Below are 23,915 nucleotides of genomic sequence, written 5' to 3' on the forward strand. Positions count from 1 at the left end.
TTTGCCGCTTTGACAGGCAGATATCATAACGTCCGGCTTTGTCGCGCGGAAACCCTGCCGATAAAAACCCTGCTGATAAGCTGAGCCATCACTGACGAGCCCACGCATGTCTAGAACGATTGAAGAAGCGATTTCAACGTTGACCAGCCTGGGTGGCGACGCCGTCAGCGATCGCTACCACGATTTCTCGCAATGCCTTGAAACCCTGCTACTTGCCGAGCCGCAATCCGTCACCCAGTTCGAAACCTACCATGCCGCTTTGAATCACGGCTTCTCCTACTACTACTGGAAATGGGATTCTCGCGCCCTGGATCTCTACGAGCCGGTGAACCGGGCGATTGAGCGCTGGGGCGCCGTGCCTGCGCCGCATGTCGGGCTGTTGTGTGATCTGGTCGATTTCATCTTCTTTCTGGTCTGGTGTTTCGAGGATTCCAGCTCTCGGCAAAGCGAGCGGCTACTGGCGCCACTGCATGCCGCATCGCTGAGTTTCGCCAGGACGGTTCCCGCGCGCGATCTACCGTTGCCGGCTAACGCCGGATCATATCGCGTCGCCTGGCTTGCGATGTACGCACAGACCGGCAATCCGATGAGCGTTGGCTTGCGCGAGGTCGTGCCGGCCTTGCTCGCCGCCGGTCATCGGCTTGATGTCTATTCCTGGCGTTTCAGAGACGAGGCGTTCAGCGCCTTTCTCGAGGCAAAGGGCGTGCGCCTGCATGATCTGGCTCGCGACACGCCGAATGACACGATTCTGGCTGTCGAGGCGCAGGCCCGGCGCGACAGGCCCGATATCGTCGTGTCCGACATGAACAATGGCATCCCGACAGCGCTGTTTTCGCGGAAGCTCGCCCCTGTTCAAATCTTCCTGCAAGCCGGCATGCCGGCCTGGCCGGTCCAGAATCTGGATGCCGTGTTCAACAGCTTCGGATTTGATAGCCTGAAAGCCGGGTGGGGTAACGCCACCATGCTGCGCTTCAACCCGACGTGGGACGTCTCCGGGCTCAGCCCGGCGGTGGCCGACGCGGATATTGCCGCCGAGCGCGCCCTGCTGCCAGCCAATATGCGACTGATCGGCAGCTATGGCCGGCTTTCCAAGGTCACGGCGCCGTACCTGAAAGCGGCAGAGCAGATTTTGCTGCGGTGCCCGGATGTCGCCTTCATCCTGGGTGGCACTGGCGATGCCAGCTTCATCAAGTCCTTCATCGCCGGCAGTCCTGTGGGCACGCGCATGCAAGTGGAGGAGCGCTATGTCGCCGGGCATGTCTGGGGGCATATCCTCGAACTGCTGCTCGACACCTGGCCGGTTACTGGCGGCGAGTCGGCCCGCGAGATGCTCGCCAAATCGAGACCGGTGGTGATGATGCACAGCCAGGAAATGCCGGCGATCGAGTTGCAGCGCGACCCAGCACTGGTGGCTAAGGACTGGAGCGGCTTCGTCGAGACAGCCGTGAATCTCCTGCAAGACAGTAGCGCTTATGCCGCTGCATCGGCCCGGGCAGGTACGCTGGCGCACCGCATGAGCAATGCAAGCATCTTTGAAAAAGAACTTGATGTGGATATGAGACTGGCTGTCCGGGATGCGCGCGTCCGACGCTCTCGCGCCCGGCGGCTTTTTACCAGATTGAAGAGCGCCTTGCGCTCCGGGCAGGCATGAATGGCAGCGATCGATCCCCGCATTAGCTTTGACGCGGCGCTGATCCCGGGCATGCGCGCGCGCCTCGCGGAGGGTTATTCGCGATTTCGTGCAGCCGAAGCGCGCGCCGTGAACCGGATCTCCCCGCCCGAGTCCGGAGGTCAGACGGGCCAGTATCATGTGCGAGATTGCCCCTCCTGTGGCGCGGCCTCCCCTGAAAAGGCGGTGCTGCGCAATCACGGCATCGACGTCGTGACATGCGACGCCTGCGGCTTCACCTATTCACGGCAGGTGATGGACGAGAGCGCCGATGCGGAACGCTATCAGGTCTCGGACCTCGATATCGAGGCGATGCGCCTGCGCTGTTCCGGGCCCTACCTGGAGCTGGAAAGCGCCCGCGCCCGCTATTATCTCGATCGCATCGGCGAGCAATGCACCCAAGCTGGTTCACTTCTCGAAATCGGCTGCGGCACCGGCACGATGCTGGTCGAGGCGCGGGCCAGGGGTTGGGACATCCTGGGGGTCGAGCCCGGTGCGGCTGCCGTTGCAGTAGCTCGCGACCGGGTCGGCGAGGCAAGCCGCGATCTTGTCATCAAAGGTTATTTTCCGCAGGATTTGCCCAAGGCTAGGCAGAGCTTCGATGCCATCGCGATTCTGGATGTGCTGGAGCATTTCGCCGACCCGATCGCGTTTCTGCGGATGATCAGCGGGCATATTTCGCCAGGCGGCCGGTTGTTCGTGCAAGTACCCAATTGGGAGAGCCTGCTGGTCCAGCTCGAGGGCACGGCGAGCTCGGTCATCTGCCCAGGACACTGGAGCTATTTCACGCCCGCGAGCCTGCCCGCGCTTCTGGCCCGGGCAGGATATCGCACCCTGCATATCGAGACGGTGGTCAGTGAGATCGATCGCATCGCCGCATTCTCTGACGACGAGAAAAACGCTGCCATTGCGAGATTGCGCCCCAACCAGCAGACAACGAACTGGCCGGATGAGAATGGTGCGCTCAGCGCCGCGCGCCTGCTTGAACTCGGGCTTGGCTACAAGTTGATCGGCATCTTCGAACTCGCCGCGTGATCGTGGTTGGTCGTTGTCATTTGCTGACCAAACTGCGCTTGATCGGTCCTTGACGGAAAGCTGCCCACGCCTGCCATCGTCAAAAAAGCTGCGGTATCAATCATCGCATCGAGGTCGAAAGCCCCATCGATTCAGCGGCCGAATCGCTTTGTACGCTCGGCTAGCTCACCCTCGAGCGCGGCGATGCAGCGCCGCGCTCGACATGTTCTCGGGTGCTTTCGAGAACGCCCGCAGCATTGCAGATCCTACAGCCGATGGTCGGGAGGTATTGGCCGCGCTGGACGAGAACAGCACGGTCCGCGTCCTGGCGGTTCGATCATGCCGGCGAGCGATATATATGCTCTATGCTAGGAATGATTTTGGTCGTGCGAGCTTTGACCTTACGCGGCTTGACCGATAGAAATCAAGCGTTCGGGCTGGCTGCTGACAGGGTGTGAGCGCTCACATTCTAACCCTGTGGCTCGGTACGGGCGAGACCGGTGTCGACTTTGGCATATAGACCTCGCCCGGCTTGGTATCCTGCATGATCAGGCTTCCGGCGCCGATCAGGTTCTGAGCTCCGATCTCGATACCTTCCCGCAGCGTCGAGTTGACCCCGATGAAGCAGCGTTCCCCAATCCTGACATTGCCGGAAACGACGATATGGGAGGCAAGAAAGCAACAATCCCCGATCGTCGAATGATGACCGATATGGTTCCCTGACCACAGGATGACACCGGCGCCGACGCGAGCGAATGGCTGTATGACGTTCGCCTCCATGACGAACGAGTTTTCGCCAGGCTGGAAGCCGTCCCAGGTGACCGCCCTGGAACTCACATAACGCGCCAACTGATACCCGCTCTGCCGTGCCGCCTCGATCTTGGCCGCTCGCACAGCGTTCATTTTCTGGTAGCTGACGGCAATGAAGAGCTCATGCGCGTCAGGTGGGCAACGCTCGGCAATGGTTTCAAAGGGGAAGACCGGGCGTCCGCAGAACGTGTCCTTTTCCAGGAACGCGCTGTCGACCGTGAAGGCAACGATCTCGTATTCGCTATCGCGATCGAAATAGAAGGCGACGACCTCCGCGATCTGGCCAGTGCCGAAAACGACGAGCTTGCGTTTCATCGCATCCCCCCTCTAGTGTGCGATAAAGGCGCAAGCTCATTATCGACGAAGCGGCATTCGTGGCATCGATTGAGCTCAAGCCAACGAAAATCATCTGATCCGTTCCGCGCATCGATGACTTTCGGAAAAGGCTGTCTTTCGGCGACCATCCTGAATCCTCGAGCGCGATCATCCTACTATCGCTTGTGCGGGCCGAATGCCACGCTGATCTCGGCTTGGGATGTTGATCGCGTTGGCAATGGTCTGTTTTCTGATTTCGGGCACCGGGTGGGTAGGTACCGGCCGGGTCTCGTAACCGAGCGCCTTGGCCTCGCGATATTCCTCGGCCGGCTTCAGCGAGGCGAGCTCAAAGCGCTACCCGGCCGCGAATTCGGGGACTGATCCGCCCTCCCCCCGCAAGTTGGACCTAGGTGATTGCCAATGGACGGCTGGCCTCGATGCTAGCGCGCGTTGCCCGTTCAGAGGGAGGCCAAAGCCCTGGCCAGCGCCTCGCCGAGCGATTGTCCGCGCGCCAAACGTTTCAGCTCCGCCCGGTTCCGTTCGAGACGTTCGGGGCTTTCGAGGAGTTCGAGGATCCGGTTGGCCCACCTTTGGTCGAACGGGGGCGGATGGGCGAGGTCTGCGGCGTCTCCTAACCCGCGCAGGCCGACCGGCGTGGCGAGAACCGGCTTGTCCATGCCAATGGCTTCCAGCGTCTTGATCGAGATTCCGGTGCCGGTGAGTAGCGGCACGATCACGAGACGGGCCGCATCGTAAAGCGGCCGCAGATCTCGGACTCGCCCGACGATGTGGAGGCCGGGAAGCGGGGCGAGATCGAGATGCTGCCCGACGGCGCCGGCAATGACGAGATTGATGCCGCGAGTGGACAGGAAAGGACCGAAGCAATCGCGCACGAAAGCGGTGATGCCTTCCCGATTGGGAACATGCGCGCCGCCGACGAACAGAAGGTCGATAGCCTGATTACCCTCGAGGGAGGCTGTCGCTGGCGATTGTGCCGCGGCCGGAGCTTCCGGGCCGGATGCGGCGAGCGCATCGGCGAGGTGCAACGGTCGGGAGCGAAGCGCAGCCGTGCCATCCTTGGAGAGCCTCACGGGGATGCCGACAAGGCATGGATGCCCCGGCGCCGCGAGCGTGATCCGCTTTGCTTCCTCGGCGTTCAGCGCGAGCCTGCCGCGATTCTCCCGCAGGATCCGGGCGATGCCGGGCGATGGTGCCGTGTCGATCCAGTCATGGAGGATCACCAGCTGCCCTTCCGGGGGCGCCAGATCGTTGGCAACCGATATGCCCGACAGATAATTGCAGATGACGAAATCGGTCTCGTTTCGCAACCGGAGCCGGATGGCTTCCGTATCGAGCACGTCCGAGGTCGCGAGATCGGTATCCAGGGACCAGTCTTGCCGCAGGACCGCGATCGCGAGCCGCAGGATCGCGGGCCAGCGGCGGGGGCGTCGCCAGCCCACCCCGACCACCGTGATCTTGTCGAAGCCCAGTGCCCGCGCCTGCGAAAGCGCCTGTTCGTCTTGCTTGGAGCGCCAGCTTCGCAAAGGCGACAGGCTCGGCGCGGTCAGCACGAGATGGCTGGCATAGCCTTGCTCGGTCAGCCATTCATGTTGCTGGCGGAGGACTTCTGCGGCTCCCGCCGCATCGCGCAGATGCTGTGCGGGAAATATGATAGCGACCCTGGCGCGGGGCCGTCCTGGCGCGGGCGGTTCGCTGAAATCGATCTCCGTCACGTATCCCGGCCAGCCATTTCGAGCGCGTTCTTCAGGATGCCGACGAGATTCGAGCCATTGTGGAAGGCGCGCCATGCCGGCGCGTTCCGCGCCGCCTCCTCCGAAAGGGCGTCGAAGGACCGGATCGCGGTAGCAACGGCCTGGCCCAATTGCTTCGGGGTATCGAACTGGACATTGGTTCCGGCAGGCGCAGTGTCCGACAGCCAGGTGCGGGACGGGATCACGACTGGCTTTCCGGCTGCGATCGCCTGCACGAGGATGCCCGAGCTGCGGTTGCGATAGTTCTGGGCGTCATAAGGCAGGATGACGATATCGGCATCCGACAGCAGCGTATTGAACTCGTCAACGGCGAGCACTTGTGTCAGCAGCTCGACCTGAGTGGTCGGATACCGCTTCAAGGTATCGCGCGCGCGGGCGATGACATCATCCTCCAGGCTCATCGCGGCATTGGATTGCGCGACAAGCCTGGCCGTCCGTCCGTCGATCAGCGTCTCGCCGAGCTCGCTCATGAGTTGCGGCAGGTGATCGTATCCTTTTTCGACGCGGGCATCGCCGACATAGGTCAGCCTCAGCGGGCCGGCTTGGCGCGACCGGCCGACCGGGTGATCTGCGGGAACGGGATAGGGCACGGGCAGCACCCGGAAGAGCAGATCGGGCGCCATCTCGTGATACTGCCGGGCCAGCCCCGCGCTGTCGGTATAGAACGCGACGCGCCGGGCCAGCGCGGGTGCGGCGGCGAGGCGCTCGAATGCGCCCGGCGCCCCGCCCCACGGGCCCGAGCGGATGCCGGGCTCATCGGCGTCGCGCCGCAGGACGACATGCAGCATCGGTCCGCCTGCGACGTCCGCGAACGCTGCGATAGCCGAATGCAGCTCGGACATGTTGATCGTGTGAATCAGGACATGGTCCTGCGATCCGAAGCCTTGGGCATCGAGATATCGCCCGAGCTCGGCGCCAAAAACCGGTAGGGGCGCCGTCTTCGCTTGCGAGGTTGCTCCTTCCCTGGCCCTCAGGCGACCCAGCACCGAGGCGGCGACCCGGATGAGCGGCGCGCGCAGCGAGATTGGGAGCTTCTGCAACAGGTGACGCGCGAGCTGGATGCTCCTGGAACGGTCGACGCTGTAATAGGTCTGCGTGAACCAGGGTGTCGCCGGTATGTCGCCGAAAAGCGTCAGGTCCTTGAAGCTCGCATGGGCCAGCACCGAGGCCGAGAGGCCGTGCTCTGCGGCGCTGTCGCCGACCGCGAGATCATACTCGAAGTGATGGCCGACCATGTCGCGAAGCGACTGGTCGACGATCAGGAGGCGGGCTTTGCCGTTCAGGGACATCGGCGACGGCCTATTAAACCGGAGCGCACTTTGGGGGCGCAATTGGGAACAACTCCAGACTGTTCCCCATTCGCAGATTCACATCGGAGCATGGCATGTCGCAGGAGCTCGGAATTTCTATCCAAGTCGATGATCGTGCAGAAGTTCGCCAATAGCGATGCCGGCATTGTCGCGGACGCCGGCAGCAAACGTTCCGCCTAGAAACGGCGCCCGGGCCAAGGGCATCGATCGGGCTTCGGCTTCGCCATGCCCTGTCTTGACCAGGAAACCGCCGGTCAAACCAGCTTTCAACCCGGCCTCAAGATCCGAAACCTTGTCGCCGACGATCCAGGACCGGCCCAGATCAATGCCGTGGCGCTCGGCAGCATAGTCGAGCATGCCGCAATTCGGTTTCCGCCAGGCATGGTCCGCCACGGCAAGGGGTCCCGTTCCGACCCCGTGATAGCCGCAGGCCAGAACGACGTCCAAGGTCGCCCCGGCCGCGGCCAGCGCGGCAATGATGGCTGCCTGGACCTTGGCGAAATCCTCCCAGCCGTAATATCCGCGCGCAATCCCCGCCTGATTCGTCACGACGATCACGGGAATCTCGCGGGCATTGGCCTTGGCGATAGCCTCCGCGACGCCGGGGATCATGACCATGTCCTCGGCGCGCGAAAGATAGTGGGTTTCCTCGACGATGACGCCGTCGCGATCGAGAAACAGCGCCGGTCGTCCCGCGAGTTCACGCCGCGTCAGGCTTTCGGCCCAAAGCCCGACACCGTCGATCAATCCCTCGAAACTCACTATGCGATTCCTGCTGCCGGATTTTCGTACATAGTCTGTGGAAAGCGCCGCGTCATGCGTCTGAATCAAGCGGTCGCTTTGGCGAGAATGGCTGGCCACGCGTTGAAGGCCAGCTCGGCCCGGGCGAAGGCGGCCGTCGATGCCGAGCGCGCAGCGTAGGTGTCGCGGTTGTCGAGACAATCGGCGACCGTCGCTGCGATCGCCTCGGGGGTCGCAGCCGCTGTGATCCAGCCCGCGGCACCGTACCCGATCTGCTCGGCGAGAGCGCCCGACGGCGTCACCAGGCTCGGCATCGCGCCATAGAGCGCCTCCGCCACGGAGCCGGACTGGCTGGCGTCGCGATAGGGGCAGAGCATGATATCATGGCTGTCGATCAATTCTTCGACCTCGGCTTCCTCGAAAGGCCTCAGGCGCGTGAGATCGACCTGCGGCATACCGCCGAACCAGCGCTGCACTTGCTCTCGCTCGGGACCGTCGCCGGCAATGGTCAGCCGCCAGTCCGTTCGCTGTGAAAGCTGCGAAAGCGCCTGCGCTAATAAGTCGAGGCCCTTGTAGGGCAGCAGCCGCCCCATGAACAAGAGACGCAGCGGCCCTTCCGGGTTTGGACGTCCGCCGCGTCGCGGCTCCCGCGCCAACATGTGCAGTGGCACGACATCGATCGCATCGGCAGGCAGTTCCGGCTGAAGCTCGCGCATGCGCGCTGCGACGCCTTGCGACATCGCCACGACCGCATGCGCCTGACCGACCAGCCAGCGCTGCGTCGCGCGCTGATAGGCTGGCGCGAAATCACCGGAGTGGGGCTCCGCGTCGTGGACCACATAGACCAGCCGGCCGCCCAGGGCTTTGACAAGCAAGGCCAGCGGGCACGCCAAGGCGAAGTTCATCGGGATGATGACCACCTTGGGGCGGTGACGAAGCAACGCGGCGAGCAATTGGCCTGCACGCCGGGGCGCCGCGAGCAGAAGCCCCAACTTGGCGCGATGTCCCGCCGCGCCGCCGACGGTGAAGACGCGGTGGCCGCGCTGGCGCGCCGCATCGACGAAATCGCTTTGCGCATGCATCAACAGCGCGACCTGTCCGGCGCCATAGGCGTCGGACAGGCGGTCCGCGATCCGCATCATCACGCGCGATCCCGCCCCGCCTGTACCCCAATACCAGATAGCGCTTTTCATCCCGGCCTTTTCGGGGGCGTTGCCGGGCCGCGCGGCCGGCTGTGCCTTCTTAACAGGGTGCCAAATGGGCGAGATGGGTCGTGACGAAGTCGTTGGCACGCATCATCGCTTCGGGAGTGCCGATGTCGATGAAGGGCGCTTGCGCGCAATGCACAACCTTCAGATTGCGGCCGGCCGCGAGCATCTCCGGAATCAGGTCCCGCTCGAGACTCAAGACCCCCTGCCGTCGCAGCGGCATCAGCGCGGCTTTGCGAAACAGATAGATGCCGCTGTTGACGTAGCCGATGCCAGGCTGCTTCTCGCGAAACCGCACCAGCTTGCCGTCGTCGTCGCTGTCGAGGCTGCCATAGGCCGACGTGTCCGGCACATGGACGCCGATCAGCCCGCCGTCGACCCCTGGCACGTGCCGCAAGGCCAACAGTTGGTCGATGCCGGTCATGCAGACCCCGTCGCCGTTGGCGACGAGAATCCAGTCGCCGGCTTCGTCGAGACAGTTCAGCAGGCCACCGCCGGTGCCCAGTGCCTCACGCTCGTGGACGCTGATGCGCCGGCAGCCGGGAAACGCGTCATCACGGCACCAGTCGTCGATCTGACTGCCCTTGTACCCGGTGGAATAGACGAAGGACCGCAGTCCCGCAGCTGCCAGATAGAGGGTCAGCCAATCCAGGAAGGGCCGGCCGGCCACCGGGATCAGAGGCTTCGGAACGTCCGGAAAGAGCGTGCGGATACGGGTGCCCTGTCCGCCGGCCAGGATGACGGCGGTCACATCATCGATCGGCGCGTTCCGCGCGGCGCTCTGTTGCGAAAGGGAGGCCAGCGTCAGCGTCCCATCGTGGCGGCTTCAACGTGCTCGCAGATATAGTGGTACAGGACGATGTGGACCTGCTGGATCAGCGGCGTCGAACGCGACGGCACGTCGATCAGGACGTCGCTATGGGCGGCCATGGCGCCGCCGCCTTGTCCCGTCAGGGCGACCGTCTTCATGCCGAGAGCGTGGGCAGTCTCGAACGCTTTGACGATGTTGGCGGAATTGCCGGACGTGCTGATGCCGAGGACAACGCCTCCCTCTTGTCCGTACGCCTCGACCTGGCGGGAGAACACGGTCTCGAAGGAATAGTCGTTCGACCAAGCGGTCAGTACGCTCGGGTTGCTCGACAGGCAGATGCAGTTCAGCGCCTTGCGCTCTTTCAAGAAGCGGCCGACCAGTTCGCCGGTGATGTGCATCGCGTCCGAAGCCGAGCCGCCATTGCCGCAGACGAGCAGCGGCTTGCCAGCGGAGAGCGCTTCGCTGATGATCGCGACGGCTGCGTCGGTGCGGGCGATGCCGGGGTGGGTTTCGCTGGCCGCTATGACACGGCGCGACTCTTCCAGATAGGACAATATACTCAAGGTTTGAGCTTTCGCGTGGGCCCCGAATACGGCCGGTCCGCCGGGAAGGCGTGGTTTAATCGGCCTTCGACCGCAGCGTCAAGGGGAGCGCGGCGGCGGCCGCACGAGGGGTTGTGGTGCTTTCCCAGTTTGTCTAAAGAGCCACTGCTCGCCATATGCGTCCAGAAACATGGCGGCCCGAAACGATTCCGAGCGGGGCTTTTTTCAAGATGGCACAGCGTATTCTGGTGACCGGTGCAGCCGGCTACATTGGCTGCATCCTGATTCCCGATCTGCTTCGCGAGGGGCACCAGGTCATTGCGCTCGATACTTATAATCGCAACGACACTGTGCTGGCCCACCTCTGTGCCGATCCCAATTTCGAGCCGGTGCGGGGCGACGCCCGCGACGAGTCCCTGATGAAGTCGCTGGTCGCGCGCGCCGACGTGGTGATTCCGCTCGCTGCATTGGTCGGTGCACCGCTGTGCAAGCAGGATCCGATCAGCGCGGTGACGACCAATCTCGACGCCGTGCGTATGGCCGTGAAGCTCCTCAACCCGAGCCAGCGGATCGTCTATCCGACGACGAACTCGGGTTATGGAGTCGGCACCAAGGGCGAGATGTGCACCGAGGAGACGCCGCTCAACCCGATCTCGCTTTACGGGACGACGAAGTGCGATGCGGAGAAGGCCGTTCTCGACAACGGCAATGGCATCACCTTGCGCCTCGCCACGGTGTTCGGCATGGCGCCGCGCATGCGCGTCGACCTGCTCGTGAACGATTTTACCTACCGTGCCGTCACCGACCGTGCCGTCGTGATCTTCGAGGGTAATTTCAAGCGCAACTACATCCATGTGCGCGACGTCTCGAAGGCGTTTCGTCACATGCTGGCGAATTACGACAAGCTCAACAACAACGCTTTCAACGTCGGCCTGTCCGATGCGAACCTGTCGAAGCTGGAGCTGTGCGAGCGCATCAAGCGCTTCATCCCCGAGTTCTCCTATCTGGAATCGCCGATCGGCGAGGATCCGGACAAGCGCGACTACATCGTCTCGAACGCCAAGATCGAAGCTTCGGGCTGGAGCCCGGACCATTCGCTGGACGCCGGCATCCAGGAGCTGATCCGCGGCTATCGCATGATCCGGAACAGCAAGTTCTCGAACGTCTGATCTCAAGGCCTCGGGACAAGGCACCTCCCGCGGGAGGTGCCGCCGTGCCAGGAATGCACAATGCTCATCACCTCGCGAACTCCATTGCGCGTCAGCTTCTTCGGCGGCGGCACTGACTATCCCGAGTACTTTTCCCGTTTTCCGGGTGCGGTCGTCGGTATGGCGATCAACAAGTATATCTATATCAGTGCGCTGCGTCTCGCGACTTTCATCGATTACAAGTATCGACTGAGCTACAGCCGTCTGGAGAATACGACCCGGATTGACGATATTCAGCATCCGGTCATTCGCGAGGTGTTGAAGTACTATAAGGTCGACGAGGCACTCGATATGAGTGTGATCGCCGATCTCCCGGCCAGTAGCGGCCTCGGAAGCTCGTCGGCCTTCACGGTCGGTTTGATCAATCTGGTCAAGGCACTCAAGGCCGAGCAGATGACCAGGCTCGATCTGGGGCTTGCCGCCATCCACGCCGAGCGCGAGCTGCTCAACGACAGCGTCGGCGTCCAGGACCAGCTGCATGCGGCCTTCGGCGGGCTCAACCGCTTCGATTTCGTCGATGGCCGGATTCGCATATCGCCCGTCCAGATGCATTCCGACAGTCAGAACATGCTGCTGTCCTCGCTCGTCCTGATCTATACGGGCATTCAGCGTTCGGCCTCGGCCACGGTGAAGGAGCAGATCGAGGCGACGCGCGAGCGCAAGGTCGATCGCGAGCTCGGTGAGCTTCTGGCGTTGACGACGCAGGCGGTCGAGGTGCTCGAAGGGAGCGATCCGGAGCGAATGCTCGCGACTTTCGGCGCCATGATGCATGAGGGCTGGATGATCAAGCGCAGCCTTTCGACCAAGGTTTCGACGCCCGAGATCAACGAACTCTATGACGCCGCGATCGAGGCCGGAGCCTATGGCGGCAAGCTCTGCGGAGCGGGCGGGGGCGGCTTCCTGCTGATGGTTATTCCGCCCGAGCGCAGGGCCGCGTTCAACGAGAGAATGCAGAAGGCGTTCCTGATCCCAATCGACATGGACAGGCAGGGTTCGGCGATCCTGCAGAACTGACCGCTGCCCGCCGGGTCGAGCCATGCCGTGCATGGCGGCCGCGGCGAGTTTGGCCGGCATCTCATCCGTCGACGGCCGGGCTTGCAATGTCGCGAGAGGCGCGTCACAAGGCCCGGCGTCCGGAATGGGGCTGCCGGCGCCGTCCGATGTCACTCAGCCTGCCCGGGCATGCCTGCCCAATGCTGTAAAAAGTGAAGCGAGCGGAATGACAAGGCGCGAGACAGTCGAGGTTGGTCAGGCGGTCACGCCAGCGTTCCAGACGTTGTCAGGGCGTGGTCAGCGCGTGCTCATCGTCGAAAGCGACCTGTACGACACCGTCGGCGGTGGTCAGTCGGCTTACCGCAAGCTGATCGAGCAGCGCCCGGACAATACATACTTCTATTTTTTGAGACGTGAGCCCGCCGACGCGCCGCGCCCGGCCAATGCGATCGGGATACGTTACGAGCAGTTCTATGTGGGCAACACGAATCTGCTTCCGGCGGAAGTTAAGCACTTCTATCAGAGCTATCTCAACGCGTGGCATTTCGCTTCCTCCGTCCAGCGTAGCCTGGGAGACACAGCTTTCGATGTCGTCGACACGCCCGACTACGACACGGTCGGGCTGTTCATCCGCGGGGCGCTGGAGGCGCAGGGCATCCGGGTCGGGGTTCACGCGCTGGCCTTGCATGGAACGATCTCCAGCGCCTTGGCCGATATCTGGCCGCATGGCTCCATTTCGAGCCGCAGGCAGGCCGAGTTGCGGGCGAGCGAGCATCTCCAGTTCCGCAGTGCCGATGTCCGCTATGCGCTGAGCGAAGCTTACGCGGAAGAATGGCGCGGCCGGTCCGGCATCGAATCGCGCCTGATCGATCCGCTTCACATCACGGGCGGGCTGGCGCCGGTCATGGCTCCGCGCAATGGCGGACGGCCGGATATCGCATTCATCGGCCGCCGCGAGCGCCGCAAGGGGCCGGATCTCTTCGCTGACATCGTCTGGTGCCTGGATCCGGCTTCGTTCAACAAGGCGATGGTGATCGGATCGGAGTCGACCGGCGGCAGTGGCATCGGTTCGCAGCCGACGCTCGACATGATGAAGCGGCTGCGCCAGATCGATCTCGACTATGAACAGCACCGAACTCCGGCCGATTTGACGCAACTGTTCCTCGGTCGAAGTGTCGTGGTGCTGCCGTCCCGCTATGACCAGTTCAACCTGGTCGCGCTGGAAGCCCTGCGTCTCGGCTGCCCGGCCTTCGTTTCAGGTCGCGCGGGTGTCGCCCAGTGGCTCGGCAAGCACCATCCGGCCCTCTCCGACCTGGTGATCGACATCGATTGCAGCCGTTCCGCGGCGGCGCGCATTCGCGCGGGCCTGGACGACTACGACAGCTTGCGCGCGCGGATCGTCGCCTCTCTGGGCAGGGCTCCGTCGAAAGTCGATACCGCCGATCTTGCCGCAATGTATGAGCCGTTTGGCCCACGTGATCAGTCCGCGATCCAGAGTGTCGCCGAAATCCGTCATCGCTTCGACAGCTTCAACAAGCCGCGCCGGCCCAACGAGAACGGGGTCGTCTATCGGACGAAGCGCGCAGTGGGTCGAAATCTGTCGCCCGATGCCAAGGCGAGCTTGCGCAAGGTCAAGGCCCAGCTACGGACCGTCAAGGGTGCGCTGCGGGAGGCCAGGCACTGGCGGCCATCATTGCGGCCCGTGTACAAGGTTTTGGGCAACAACCTGGTCAAGTATCGTGGTCTCGAGCAGTCGAGCGTCGCGCAGATCCGGTCGGCGGCAGCCGTCGATGCGACGCGCGCCCAGCTGCTGACGCTTCCCGAACGATCCCAGAAGGAAGTCACGCACAAGCTCGAACGGGTCTCGGCCGAACTCGGCCATATCCGGGTCGCGCGCGTCCAGGTCTTCCGCGACATGGCCCGGCTCGAGCGGAAGCGCGACAACGATGTCATCGCCGCGACCTACTGCTTGCGCGCCATGCGCTGGATGGGGGGCGACAAGTTCGGTGATCTGGACTTCGTGACCGGAGCACTGCGCAGCGCCGGCTATCTGCGCGAGGCCGAAGCTGCGGAGGCAATGTTCGCGCCCGGAGACGACGTCTTCGAGCGTTCGCGCGCGCTTCTGGACGAGCAATACCGCCGCAATCTCTCCAAGCCAGATCTGCCGCTGGCCATCCTCGACGACCTCCGGCCGGCTGACAGCGCCCCGCGCGTTTCGGTCATCGTCTCGCTCTACAATGCGGAGACCAAGCTACGGACGCTGCTGGACAATATCGCGGCCCAGTCCTACGCCCGAGAGGGCCGCGTCGAGGTCGTGCTGGTCGACAGCAACTCGCCGACGCGGGAATACGACGTCTTCAAGGCCTATGCGGCTCAGAGCGCGCTCCCGATCGTCTTTGCCCGCTCGGCCGCGCGCGAGACCATCCAGGCCGCCTGGAACCGCGGCATCAAGCTGGCGCGTGCTCCCTATCTCACCTTCCTTGGCGCCGACGAGGGCATGCATCCCGATTGCCTTGCCGAATTGGCCAAGGCGCTGGACGCCAATCCGCAAGTCGACTGGGCCATGGCGGATTCGATCGTGACCGAAGTCGACAAGGCCGGCGTCTTCGACCATGACGTGATGGTCTATGATCGGACCGGCTTCAATCCCGCCCTGATCAGGCTCGAGACCTGCTATCTCAGCTGGGTCGCCGGGCTCTATCGCAAGAGCATCCACGACCGCTTCGGCTATTACGACGAGAATTTCCGGGCTGCCGGCGACACCGAGTTCAAGGGCCGGCTGCTGACCCATATCAAGACGCTTCACGTGCCGAAGCGTCTCGGGGTCTTCAACAACTATCCGGAGGAGCGGACCACGCAGAACCCGCGCGCCGAGATCGAGGATCTCCGCGCCTGGTACCTGCACCGCACAGAGGCTGGCGTCGCCTATAGCTACGACGCACATTCGGTGGCGGAGGCCGTCGACCTTTTCCGCCAGTCCCTGAGCTATCGCAAATCGTTCTGCGGGCATTACAGCACCGATTTCGATCTCGCCTCGGCGACGGCCGCCTATCTGCAGCGGCGCGGCGAGACTCCGGATTTCGCCCGCGCGGCGCAGCATGCCAGCGGCCGCTTGCTCTCCGCCGTGGAGGGGGTGGATGCGCTCGACCTGCAACTACGCCGGCGCGTTCGCCAGTGGGGCACGCTGCGCACTTTGCTCGACGCGAAGGGATGGCAGAGCGAAGACCATACCGCGCTTGGCCTTGCTCAGACCCCGCACTACGACATCTTCAACGACAACCGCCACGAGCAGCATTGGTGGTCCTGGAGCGCCTGATTTCGCTCGAAGACAGAGCGGAACGGTATGAATCGCATGAATGGATGAAGTTAGACCGATGACGAAACTAGGAATCGCCTGCCGCAGTTGTGGTTCGACCGATGTCGAGATGTTTCTGGATCTCGGTGACCAGCCGCACTGCAATCGCCTGATCCCGCCGGCGCTCGCCGGCCAGCGCGAGCCCTATTATCCGCTTCGGGTCGGCTTCTGCCGGGCCTGCACCCTTGTTCAGATCGACCATACGATCCCCAAGGAGAGCATGTTCACCGACTATCCTTATGTCTCTGGCACGACCAAGACGCTGGTCGCGCATTTCAAGGAGACGGCCGAGCGGCTGACGGCGACATATGGGCTGAAGCCCGGCGAACTGGTCGTCGACATCGGCTCCAATGATGGTTCCTGGCTCGCCCAATACCAACCGCTGGGGCTGCGCGTGCTCGGCATCGACCCGGCCGCCAATGTCGTCGAGCTGGCGCTGAAGCGCGGGGTGCCGACCTGGGCCCGGTTCTTCAACGAGACCACAGCCGAGGAGATCGTGGCGAAGGAGGGCAAGGCGTCGCTCGTCACCGCCGCCGGCGTGTTCTTCCATCTCGAGGAGCTGCACAGCGTCATCAAGGGCGTGAAGAAGCTTCTCACCGACGATGGCGTCTTCGTTGTGCAGGCGATCTATCTCGGCGGCATGCTCGAGAACCTCGCCTTCGATCAGGTCTATCACGAGCATCTCGTCTATTACACGCTCAAATCCATCGAGGCACTCTTCGCTCAGCACGGGCTCGAAGTCTTCGAGGCGGGCGTCGTCGACATCCATGGCGGCTCGCTGGAGATCCATGTCGCGCCGAAGGGCAAGCGTCCGGTCGGCAATTCGGTCATGACCATGCGCGCCGACGAGGCGGCCAAGAAGTTCGGCGAGTTCGAGACCTACGAGGCCTTCGCGAACAATGTCTGGAAGCTGCGCGACGAACTCGTCGCCCTGCTGCAGGGCTACAAGGCCGAAGGCAAGAGCGTCTACGCCTATGGCGCGCCGGCCAAGGGTGCGACCCTGGTCAACAGCTTCGGCATCGGCCCGGAGCTCGTGCAGCAGGCGACCGAGAAGAACCCGATGAAGGTCGGCTACATGATGCCGGGATCGCGCATCCCGATCATCGCCGAGGGCGAGAAGCGGCCGGATGCGTATCTGGTGCTCGCCTGGAACTTCCTGTCGGAGTTCATCGCCAAGGAGCAGGCCTACTTCGCAGGCGGCGGCGAGTTTATCGTCCCCGTGCCCAAGCTGCAGGTGATCGGCAAGGACGCTCTGAAAAACCAAGCGGCGTCATGAGCACCCTGCCTGCCGCCGTCGTGCTGTTCGGCGCGAGCGGCTTTGTCGGCCGCCATGTCGCCCAGGCGCTCGCCGGCCGCGTCGAAACGCTGATCGGAGTGACCGGGCAATCGCGCTCGGTTCCCGGCTGCAGCCGTGTCGTCCCGCTCGCGGAACTGTCTTCGCTGCCGGAACTGCCGGCAGACACGATCGTGATCCATCTCGGCGCGTTCCGTTACGATTCGAGCCGTTTCGATCTGGCCCAGAGCGACATCGTCCTGAACAATGTCGACCTGAATACGCGCGTCTACCATTTCTGCGCCGAGCGGAAGATCCGTGAAGTTCGCCTCGCCAGCTCGGTCGCCGTCTACGAGGCCGGCCTGGCGGTCATGGACGACGCGGTTCCCATCGACCTGAATGCCGGCCCCAATGCCAACGAGGCGTTCTACGCCTGGTCGAAGCGCTGGGCGGAGATCATCGCCGGTCTCTATGCACAGCGCTTCGGCGTCAACAGTGTCGTCTTCCGCCTCTCGAACCCATATGGCGCCTACGACAGCGTGACGCTGACCAAGGCCCATGTCGCGCCGGCCTTCGTGATGAAGGCGCTGAACGACGATCCGGTCTTCGCGATCAAGGGGGACCCCACGGTCGAACGCGACTTCATCTATGCCGGCGACGTAGCCGAGGCCTTCGTACGGTCCCTGGCCTGGCGAGGGCGCAACGAGACCTACAATCTCTGCACCGGCGCCACGACGACCCTGCAGACGCTGGCCGAGACAGTACTGAGGGTCGCGGGCTCCACGAAGCCGATCGAGGCCGGGGCACCAGGCGCCTTCGGCCCCGCCAAGCGGATCTCGACGTCACAGCGTGTCCGGGACGCCCTCGGGCTGGAGTTCACCAATCTTGAGGCGGGCATGAAGCCGACCGTGGAATGGTATCGCGAGGAGTGGCTGCGCCATGGCTTCAAATCCTAAGGATGATCTGACCATCATTCTCGGCAGCGACGGCTTCCTCGGCCGCAATTTCGCGCGCTACATGGGCGAGCGTGGCCTGCCCTTTCACGCGATCGGCCGAGATGCCGGTGATTTGAGCGACCCAGCCGTTTCGCAGCGTGTTTTCGCCGAAGCGCCGAAGGCCGCCCGGATTCTCCATCTGGTCACGCGCCAGCGCACCGGGCAGATCCAATACGGCATTCAGGGTGAACTGATCGCGATCAACGCCCGCATCCATCTCAACGTCCTCGAAGCCTGGCGGCTGCATCAGCCCCAGGCCAAGCTGATCTCGACCGGCAGTTCCTGCGCATTTCCGGAAAGCGACAAGCCGATCGTCGAAGGCGAGTTCCAGTCGGGGCCGATGCATCCCAGCGTGCGAGGCTATGGCCTGGCCAAGCAGTTACTGGCCGTCGGCAGCGAGACCTACGCCTCGCAATACGGCCTTCGCTATCTCCATCTGTTCCTGGCGACGGTCTATGGCCCGCAGGATCACAAGGCGCCCGAACGGACGCATTTCATGACCGGCATGATCGATCGGGCAGTGAAGGAGATGCGCGGCGGCGCGACGGCTTTCACGGTCTGGGGCGAGCCCGACACGGTGCGCGACCTGCTCTATGTCGACGACCAGATCGAGGCGATCTTCGCCGCCGATGCGACTTTCGACAATACGATGCTGAACTGCTCGTCCAACGCCCCCGTGACGATCGACCAGTCGGCCCGGGCCGTGGTCGAGGCGCTTGGCTGGCAGGCTGAGATCACCTATCCGCCAGGAACCTTCAAGGGCGCGTCGTACAAGACGCTGGATGCCGGCCTGTTCCTCGGCAAGACCGGCTGGAAGCCCAAGACCTCGCTCGTCGAAGGCGTGCGCAAGGTGCTCGCCAGCGACTACGGGCTCGGCTAGGGACGAGCCCGCCATACCGCAGCTGCCCGCTCTGGACAGACTCGGGCGTTCCATGCTTGAAGGCCCGCATATCGAGCGAACTGGACAAGGCTTCAGGCTCCGGGAAATGGAGGGCTCGCCTTAAGCGGCTGATGGACGGCCGAGACGAAAAACTGGCTCATGATGTGATGGAACGGCGCAGCTACCCGACGCTCAACGCTTTGGCTCTCGCGGATCTCGCGGCGTCCCTGCGCTCGACATCTTTCTGGATGACCCTGGCGTGGAGCGACATCCTCCAGCGCTATCGCGGGTCACTGATCGGGCCATTCTGGCTGACGATCAGCTCCGGCGTGTTCATCTTCGGGCTCGGTCCGCTCTACGCGTCCCTGTTCAACCTCGAAGTGAAGAAATACCTGCCTTTCATGGCGGTAGGCTTGCTGATCTGGGGCTTCCTGACGGGCGTCATCAACGAATCCTGCCGCGCGATGCTCGACAACGCTTCGGTGATGAAGCAGGTCAAGTTGCCTCGGACGTTGTTCATTTTCCAGATCGTCGCGCGAAACTTCATCATTTTCCTGCATACGATCCCTGTTTACCTTGTTGTATTCTGGTATTGCGATCTGCATCTAAGCGCCAATATGTTGTTGTTCTTTCCCGGCGTGATCCTGTTGCTCCTCAACATGTTCTGGATAGCGCTTTTCCTGTCGATCGTTTGCGCGCGCTTTCGCGATGTCACACAGATCGTCGGCAGTATCATCCAGCTCAGCTTCTTCGTGACGCCGATCATCTGGAATCCAGCGACCCAGCATGCGCCGTCCTGGGTGGTCGACCTCAACCCATTCTACGCATTTATCCAGTTGCTGCGGGCGCCGTTGCTGTCCGAGATGATCAGCTGGAAGGTTGCCGCGATGGCGCTGCTGTGCCTGGTCGTAGGAGGGGCGGCGACCACCTGGCTGTTTGTGCGTGCACGTAAGCAGATTGTCTACTGGATCTGACCAATGTCCCTTGTGCACCTCGACCGGTTGTCGATCGAATTCCCGATCATGCATGCGGGCCATCGCTCCTTCAAGAAAACGGTGCTCGCGCGCGCGACCGGAGGCAAGATCCTGACGGGCGCGCGCGCCGCGCCGGTCGTGCGCGCCCTGTCCGACATCACCGTCGACATGGCGGCGGGCGAACGCGTCGCGCTGATCGGCCCGAACGGGGCCGGCAAGACCACGCTTTTGCGCGCGATCGCGGAAATCTACGAGCCGACGCGCGGTTCGGTCTATACGGAAGGCCGGGTCATGGCCCTGCTCGACCTCAGCCTCGGCATGAACCACGACATCAGCGGGCGCGAAAACATCCGTCTGCGCGGCCGCTATCTCGGCATGACCGCCCAGGAGATCGATGCGCTCGCCCCCGAGATCGCCGAATTTACCGAACTCGGCGACTATCTCGACATGCCGACGCGGACCTATTCCTCCGGCATGCTGCTGCGGCTGGCCTTCGCCATCGCCACCGCCATCGAGCCCGACATCCTGCTCCTCGACGAATGGATGATGGCGGGCGACGCGACCTTCGTGACCAAGGCGCGCAACCGCATGGAGCGCTTCGTGGAGCGTTCCAAGATTCTGGTCCTCGCATCACATTCGGAAGAGATCATCCGGCAATGGTGCAACAAGGCGATGTTCATGAAGGGCGGTGAACTGATCGGCTATGGCGACGTCGGAGAGATGTGCGCCCTCTACCGGCAGGAAGTGGATGGTCCGGGCGTCGTCGCCGTCTGATTCTGCCGCTTTAGAACGCCCGGCTTCCTGCCTGTTCCGGCGAGTCGATCCGGACAGGGTCGCAAGGCACACTTGGAAGGGCCTTCGTGAGCATCTTGACGTCCATTGCGAGGAGGTTGCGCCGGCTGGCCGGCCTTCCCGTCATCCTGACGGCCTCGGGGCGCCTCGTCCTGGAAACGCCGTCGCGCTTGAAGGCACACGATATCGACGTCGAAGGCGACTGCGAAATCGGCATGTTCAGCTATGTCAACGGCTCGCTCAAGCTCGCGCGCGCACGCATCGGCCGCTTCTGCTCGATAGGCGAAGACGTGGTCATCAACCCCGGCAACCACCCGGTCAACTTCGTATCGACCCATCCTTTCGCCAGCGATCCGAGTGGCATCGCTGCCGGCATGGCCGATTTCTCACCCTATCAGGCCATTGCGGTCACCGAACTGGTCGGCGAACGCGACGTGCGCAACGAGCGGGTCGTCATCGGTCATGACGTTTGGATCGGGACGCGCGCGGTCATCCTTGGCGGCGTCACCATCGGCCACGGCGCAGTGATCGCCGCTGGTGCCGTGGTCACGGGGAATGTCGAACCCTATGCCATCGTGGCGGGGGTGCCTGCACGTCACCTGCGCTACAGGCTGCCCCAGGACCAATGCGAGGCTCTGCTGGAGCTGGCATGGTGGGATTGGGATCTGGGCGCATTGGGACCGGTACGCGACTATTCGCGCGTACAGGATTTCATAGACCGCCTTCGCCGCGGGATTGCCGATGGCTCGATCCGCCGCGCCGAAACAGGTACGGTGATATTCGATTGAATCCGGCCAGGCCGCGGCCCGTCCGACAGGCACAGGAAGCGGCCAAAAGGGGTGGACTTGCCTTCGGCCGCATCGCGGGTTAACTCGCCGCGACCGAGCGTCCCGGCCCTATCGTCAACTGGCCGTCGGCGATTATCTGCTATCGCTTGAAAAGGCTTCCTCCATGCGTCAGTTCCTGAAGGCTGCGGCCCTCGCTATTCCCGAAGTCCGCCGCCTCTACAGCGAACGTGACCAGGCCCGAGCCGAGCTGGAAAGCGCTCGCTCCGAGCTGGCGCTCCTGCGAAGCGGCGCGACGGCGCAACCGGCCCAGTCGACGTCCGGCCTCCAGATACTGGAGGGAACACCCTATTCGCGCTACGGTGTGCCGATCGAATATCTTCCCTCGCGCGATTTCGCGCCGCGCTGGGGGTACAGCCAGCCGCGTATTCCCTCGCTCGACAGCTGGTTCCGCGCCCACACCAGCGATTTCAACGCCTTCCTCGGATCGATGCGCAGGTTCGCGCCAGAGCTCGCGCGGGTTCCGCTGGAGTTCGACGAGGCGAAGCTGCCGCTTCCGGCCTGGGCCGGCGTGCCCTATTGCGCCTTCGACGCGTTGACGCTCTACACCATGATCCGGACCCACAAGCCCAAGCGCTATCTGGAGATCGGCTCGGGGATCACGACTTGCTTCGCCAAGATGGCCGTGCAGGACGGAGCGCTTTCCACCAAGATCACCTCGATCGACCCGGAACCGCGAGCCAAGATCGACGCCATCTGCGACGAGATCGTCCGCTACGGGCTCGAGACCTGCGACCTGTCGGTGTTCGACGTGCTCGAGGCCGGCGACATCCTGTTCTTCGACGGCTCGCACCGCACCTTCATGAACTCGGACGTGACAGTGTTCTTCATCGACATCCTGCCGCGCATCAAGCCGGGCGTGATCGTGCACATCCACGACATCGCCCTGCCTTGGGACTACGACACCTACTTCAAGAACTGGTACTGGAACGAGGCCTATATGCTGGCGGTCTACATGATGGGCAACCAGCACCGCATCACGCCGCTGATGCCGACCGGCTATATCTGCCGCGACGGCGCCTTCGAGAGCGAGCTGGCCAATCCCTTCATCGACCTCGGCAAATACAATGATGGCTGGCGCGGCGGCGGCGCCATGTGGTTCACGCACAAGGCGTGACCCAGCATCTGGGAAAGCCCACACCGCTTTTGTAGTCGGGCTGCTTCGGACAAGCCCGACTACATCATTTTCTGCACACCATCATATCCTGGAACCAATAGCGGTCATCCGGGGAGACAATGTCGAGTACATTGAAATATCGTCCCCAGTACTTGCGGGCGACCTCCTGCTTGAAGAACACCTGGCTCACGGCTATGTCGCCGGAGAGCAGGAAGTCGACGTCCATCTCCTTCGCCTGGAATACTCGCGGGGAGATGGCCGCTTTGACCCAGTCGAGTTCCTGGTTGGCGTGATAGAAGCTCCAAGCTCTCTCGGCATGAATGGTTTGCAAGAGAAGCCCTCCAGGCTTCAGAACTCTCCGAAGCTCCAGCAGCCAGAAGTCCCAGTGATATTTGATATGGGTGAAGACGCTCATCCCGTAGATGACGTCAATCGAATTGTCCTCGAACGGTAGCTTGGGGAACACCGATCCGACATAGACGCAGATGTCGTCGGGCCAGTTCTGACGCAGCCATTCGACGTGGTCGGCTTGAACGTCGCAGCCGATCATCGACCAGCCGAGTTCGTTCCTCTGCTTGTTGAAGTGTCTGAGCACACGGCCGGTCGCACAGCCGAATTCCATGATGGTGGCGTTTTGGTTCAGTCCGAGGTGTTTCTCGATCTGCTCCAGATAGATAGCTTGATGATTCCGACCCGTCGCGAGATACTCGCCATCGTCGGCCGAATACCCTCCACGCATGCCGGGCGGCGGCAGAGGCAGGTCCTCGCCCTCGACGAGCACCGCCGGACCGCCGAAATCCGGCGGGAGTGTGTCCCAGAGATAATCGAGCGGCTGATGGAAGGCGAAGCGCGGCATGACCGTGTATTCGGAGCGGGTCATGGTCAGCGTTCGATTGATGATTGCATGCTCGCGGGCGACTTCGTGGGCGGCAAAAGCCGCGCGGATATCGACCAATGAAATCGGGTCGTCCGCCGGAACTCCATCCGGAATCGATTGCCCGAACTCCGCCGAGATTTGCCTGACGACCGAAGAGGCGACCTGCCGCGCCTCTCCTTTCGCGACCTGTTGTGCCTCGCTCCTCGCGACCTGTTGCGCCTCGTTCCTCGCAATCTGCTGGATCTTAAGTACGAACCAGCTTTTGAGACGCCGCAGCATATCCCGCCCCCTCCCGGCGCGCTGCGCCGGCAAACGTCATTCTGTCAGCGGGCAAGCGCCAGCATCATGTGATGCCTATTCACGCTGCGCCCGGCCATTCCAAGTTTGTGTCGCAAATCCAGTTGTCAGCTTGGT

Annotated in this window: 20 protein-coding genes; 12 read left to right on the plus strand and 8 right to left on the minus strand. The window is 63.0% G+C overall.

What is annotated here, in order from left to right; genetic code table 11:
- Window positions 1–106: 106 nt before the first annotated feature.
- Window positions 107–1,651 (plus strand): tetratricopeptide repeat protein, encoded by a 1,545-nt coding sequence (locus tag AC1DS0_RS15665; RefSeq protein ID WP_476815225.1) that lies wholly within the window; start codon window positions 107–109, stop codon window positions 1,649–1,651.
- A complete protein-coding gene (locus AC1DS0_RS15670; protein WP_476815226.1) occupies window positions 1,652–2,704 on the plus strand; it encodes a class I SAM-dependent methyltransferase in 1,053 nt (350 codons plus the stop codon). It abuts the gene before it with no gap.
- A 441-nt stretch (window positions 2,705–3,145) separates the two neighbouring features.
- Here AC1DS0_RS15670 and AC1DS0_RS15675 read toward each other — a convergent pair whose 3' ends face one another.
- The 7 genes from AC1DS0_RS15675 to AC1DS0_RS15705 all read right to left on the minus strand — a co-directional run bounded on the left by AC1DS0_RS15675 (window position 3,146) and on the right by AC1DS0_RS15705 (window position 10,204).
- The gene (locus tag AC1DS0_RS15675; RefSeq protein ID WP_476815227.1) at window positions 3,146–3,808 is read right to left on the minus strand and encodes an acetyltransferase; all 663 of its coding nucleotides are present in this window, start codon (window positions 3,806–3,808) and stop codon (window positions 3,146–3,148) included.
- Between the two features lie 458 nt (window positions 3,809–4,266).
- On the minus strand, window positions 4,267–5,541 hold the full coding sequence (locus AC1DS0_RS15680) for a glycosyltransferase family 4 protein (RefSeq protein WP_476815228.1): 1,275 nt from the start codon (window positions 5,539–5,541) through the stop codon (window positions 4,267–4,269).
- Entirely contained in the window at window positions 5,538–6,869 is a 1,332-nt protein-coding gene (locus AC1DS0_RS15685; protein WP_476815229.1) for a glycosyltransferase family protein, read from the minus strand. The genes AC1DS0_RS15680 and AC1DS0_RS15685 overlap by 4 nt, the downstream gene beginning before the upstream one ends.
- 117 nt (window positions 6,870–6,986) lie before the next feature.
- Window positions 6,987–7,721, minus strand: a complete 735-nt coding sequence (locus tag AC1DS0_RS15690) for a D-glycero-alpha-D-manno-heptose-1,7-bisphosphate 7-phosphatase (RefSeq protein WP_476815230.1) — start codon at window positions 7,719–7,721, stop codon at window positions 6,987–6,989.
- Complete coding sequence (locus AC1DS0_RS15695; RefSeq protein ID WP_476815231.1) at window positions 7,718–8,773, minus strand: glycosyltransferase family 4 protein; 1,056 nt, start codon at window positions 8,771–8,773, stop codon at window positions 7,718–7,720. Before AC1DS0_RS15695 ends, AC1DS0_RS15690 begins: the two co-directional genes overlap by 4 nt.
- Window positions 8,774–8,873: 100 nt before the next feature.
- Entirely contained in the window at window positions 8,874–9,590 is a 717-nt protein-coding gene (locus AC1DS0_RS15700; protein WP_476815232.1) for a sugar phosphate nucleotidyltransferase, read from the minus strand.
- A 53-nt stretch (window positions 9,591–9,643) separates the two neighbouring features.
- The gene (locus tag AC1DS0_RS15705) at window positions 9,644–10,204 is read right to left on the minus strand and encodes a D-sedoheptulose-7-phosphate isomerase (protein ID WP_476815233.1); all 561 of its coding nucleotides are present in this window, start codon (window positions 10,202–10,204) and stop codon (window positions 9,644–9,646) included.
- Window positions 10,205–10,422: 218 nt separating this feature from the next.
- Between AC1DS0_RS15705 and AC1DS0_RS15710 the strand changes: the two genes are divergently transcribed.
- The 10 genes from AC1DS0_RS15710 to AC1DS0_RS15755 all read left to right on the plus strand — a co-directional run bounded on the left by AC1DS0_RS15710 (window position 10,423) and on the right by AC1DS0_RS15755 (window position 22,624).
- The gene (locus tag AC1DS0_RS15710) at window positions 10,423–11,361 is read left to right on the plus strand and encodes an NAD-dependent epimerase/dehydratase family protein (protein WP_476815234.1); all 939 of its coding nucleotides are present in this window, start codon (window positions 10,423–10,425) and stop codon (window positions 11,359–11,361) included.
- Between the two features lie 60 nt (window positions 11,362–11,421).
- Window positions 11,422–12,414 carry a GHMP family kinase ATP-binding protein gene (locus AC1DS0_RS15715; RefSeq protein ID WP_476815235.1) on the plus strand — a complete coding sequence of 331 codons (993 nt, stop codon included), beginning with the start codon at window positions 11,422–11,424 and terminating at the stop codon, window positions 12,412–12,414.
- A gap of 31 nt (window positions 12,415–12,445) precedes the next feature.
- Window positions 12,446–15,709 (plus strand): glycosyltransferase, encoded by a 3,264-nt coding sequence (locus AC1DS0_RS15720; RefSeq protein WP_476815236.1) that lies wholly within the window; start codon window positions 12,446–12,448, stop codon window positions 15,707–15,709.
- A gap of 58 nt (window positions 15,710–15,767) precedes the next feature.
- Complete coding sequence (locus tag AC1DS0_RS15725) at window positions 15,768–17,024, plus strand: methyltransferase domain-containing protein (protein WP_476815237.1); 1,257 nt, start codon at window positions 15,768–15,770, stop codon at window positions 17,022–17,024.
- On the plus strand, window positions 17,021–17,977 hold the full coding sequence (locus AC1DS0_RS15730; protein WP_476815238.1) for an NAD-dependent epimerase/dehydratase family protein: 957 nt from the start codon (window positions 17,021–17,023) through the stop codon (window positions 17,975–17,977). The genes AC1DS0_RS15725 and AC1DS0_RS15730 overlap by 4 nt, the downstream gene beginning before the upstream one ends.
- Window positions 17,961–18,896 (plus strand): NAD-dependent epimerase/dehydratase family protein, encoded by a 936-nt coding sequence (locus AC1DS0_RS15735; RefSeq protein WP_476815239.1) that lies wholly within the window; start codon window positions 17,961–17,963, stop codon window positions 18,894–18,896. Before AC1DS0_RS15730 ends, AC1DS0_RS15735 begins: the two co-directional genes overlap by 17 nt.
- A 56-nt stretch (window positions 18,897–18,952) precedes the next feature.
- On the plus strand, window positions 18,953–19,870 hold the full coding sequence (locus AC1DS0_RS15740; RefSeq protein ID WP_476815240.1) for an ABC transporter permease: 918 nt from the start codon (window positions 18,953–18,955) through the stop codon (window positions 19,868–19,870).
- A gap of 3 nt (window positions 19,871–19,873) precedes the next feature.
- Window positions 19,874–20,644, plus strand: a complete 771-nt coding sequence (locus AC1DS0_RS15745) for an ABC transporter ATP-binding protein (protein ID WP_476815241.1) — start codon at window positions 19,874–19,876, stop codon at window positions 20,642–20,644.
- A gap of 86 nt (window positions 20,645–20,730) precedes the next feature.
- Window positions 20,731–21,450, plus strand: coding sequence for a CatB-related O-acetyltransferase (locus tag AC1DS0_RS15750; RefSeq protein WP_476815242.1), 720 nt, complete (start codon window positions 20,731–20,733; stop codon window positions 21,448–21,450).
- A gap of 163 nt (window positions 21,451–21,613) precedes the next feature.
- A complete protein-coding gene (locus tag AC1DS0_RS15755; protein ID WP_476815243.1) occupies window positions 21,614–22,624 on the plus strand; it encodes a class I SAM-dependent methyltransferase in 1,011 nt (336 codons plus the stop codon).
- 64 nt (window positions 22,625–22,688) lie between these two features.
- Here the strand turns inward: AC1DS0_RS15755 and AC1DS0_RS15760 are convergent, their stop codons facing one another.
- Complete coding sequence (locus tag AC1DS0_RS15760) at window positions 22,689–23,780, minus strand: class I SAM-dependent methyltransferase (RefSeq protein ID WP_476815244.1); 1,092 nt, start codon at window positions 23,778–23,780, stop codon at window positions 22,689–22,691.
- Between the last annotated feature and the right edge of the window lie 135 nt (window positions 23,781–23,915).

It is taken from the genome of Allobosea sp. P4_H5 (genome assembly GCF_056400825.1).

What these genes read in the sequence shown, in the direction of transcription:
- AC1DS0_RS15720 (WP_476815236.1), top strand. Translation starts at nt 12,446, where the DNA reads ATGGCGGCCGCGGCGAGTTTGGCCGGCATCTCATCCGTCGACGGCCGG.
- AC1DS0_RS15675 (WP_476815227.1), bottom strand. Translation starts at nt 3,808, where the DNA reads ATGAAACGCAAGCTCGTCGTTTTCGGCACTGGCCAGATCGCGGAGGTC.
- AC1DS0_RS15725 (WP_476815237.1), top strand. Translation starts at nt 15,768, where the DNA reads ATGACGAAACTAGGAATCGCCTGCCGCAGTTGTGGTTCGACCGATGTC.
- AC1DS0_RS15715 (WP_476815235.1), top strand. Translation starts at nt 11,422, where the DNA reads ATGCTCATCACCTCGCGAACTCCATTGCGCGTCAGCTTCTTCGGCGGC.
- AC1DS0_RS15685 (WP_476815229.1), bottom strand. Translation starts at nt 6,869, where the DNA reads ATGTCCCTGAACGGCAAAGCCCGCCTCCTGATCGTCGACCAGTCGCTT.
- AC1DS0_RS15745 (WP_476815241.1), top strand. Translation starts at nt 19,874, where the DNA reads ATGTCCCTTGTGCACCTCGACCGGTTGTCGATCGAATTCCCGATCATG.
- AC1DS0_RS15670 (WP_476815226.1), top strand. Translation starts at nt 1,652, where the DNA reads ATGGCAGCGATCGATCCCCGCATTAGCTTTGACGCGGCGCTGATCCCG.
- AC1DS0_RS15710 (WP_476815234.1), top strand. Translation starts at nt 10,423, where the DNA reads ATGGCACAGCGTATTCTGGTGACCGGTGCAGCCGGCTACATTGGCTGC.
- AC1DS0_RS15665 (WP_476815225.1), top strand. Translation starts at nt 107, where the DNA reads ATGTCTAGAACGATTGAAGAAGCGATTTCAACGTTGACCAGCCTGGGT.
- AC1DS0_RS15755 (WP_476815243.1), top strand. Translation starts at nt 21,614, where the DNA reads ATGCGTCAGTTCCTGAAGGCTGCGGCCCTCGCTATTCCCGAAGTCCGC.
- AC1DS0_RS15760 (WP_476815244.1), bottom strand. Translation starts at nt 23,780, where the DNA reads ATGCTGCGGCGTCTCAAAAGCTGGTTCGTACTTAAGATCCAGCAGATT.
- AC1DS0_RS15735 (WP_476815239.1), top strand. Translation starts at nt 17,961, where the DNA reads ATGGCTTCAAATCCTAAGGATGATCTGACCATCATTCTCGGCAGCGAC.
- AC1DS0_RS15730 (WP_476815238.1), top strand. Translation starts at nt 17,021, where the DNA reads ATGAGCACCCTGCCTGCCGCCGTCGTGCTGTTCGGCGCGAGCGGCTTT.
- AC1DS0_RS15695 (WP_476815231.1), bottom strand. Translation starts at nt 8,773, where the DNA reads ATGATGCGGATCGCGGACCGCCTGTCCGACGCCTATGGCGCCGGACAG.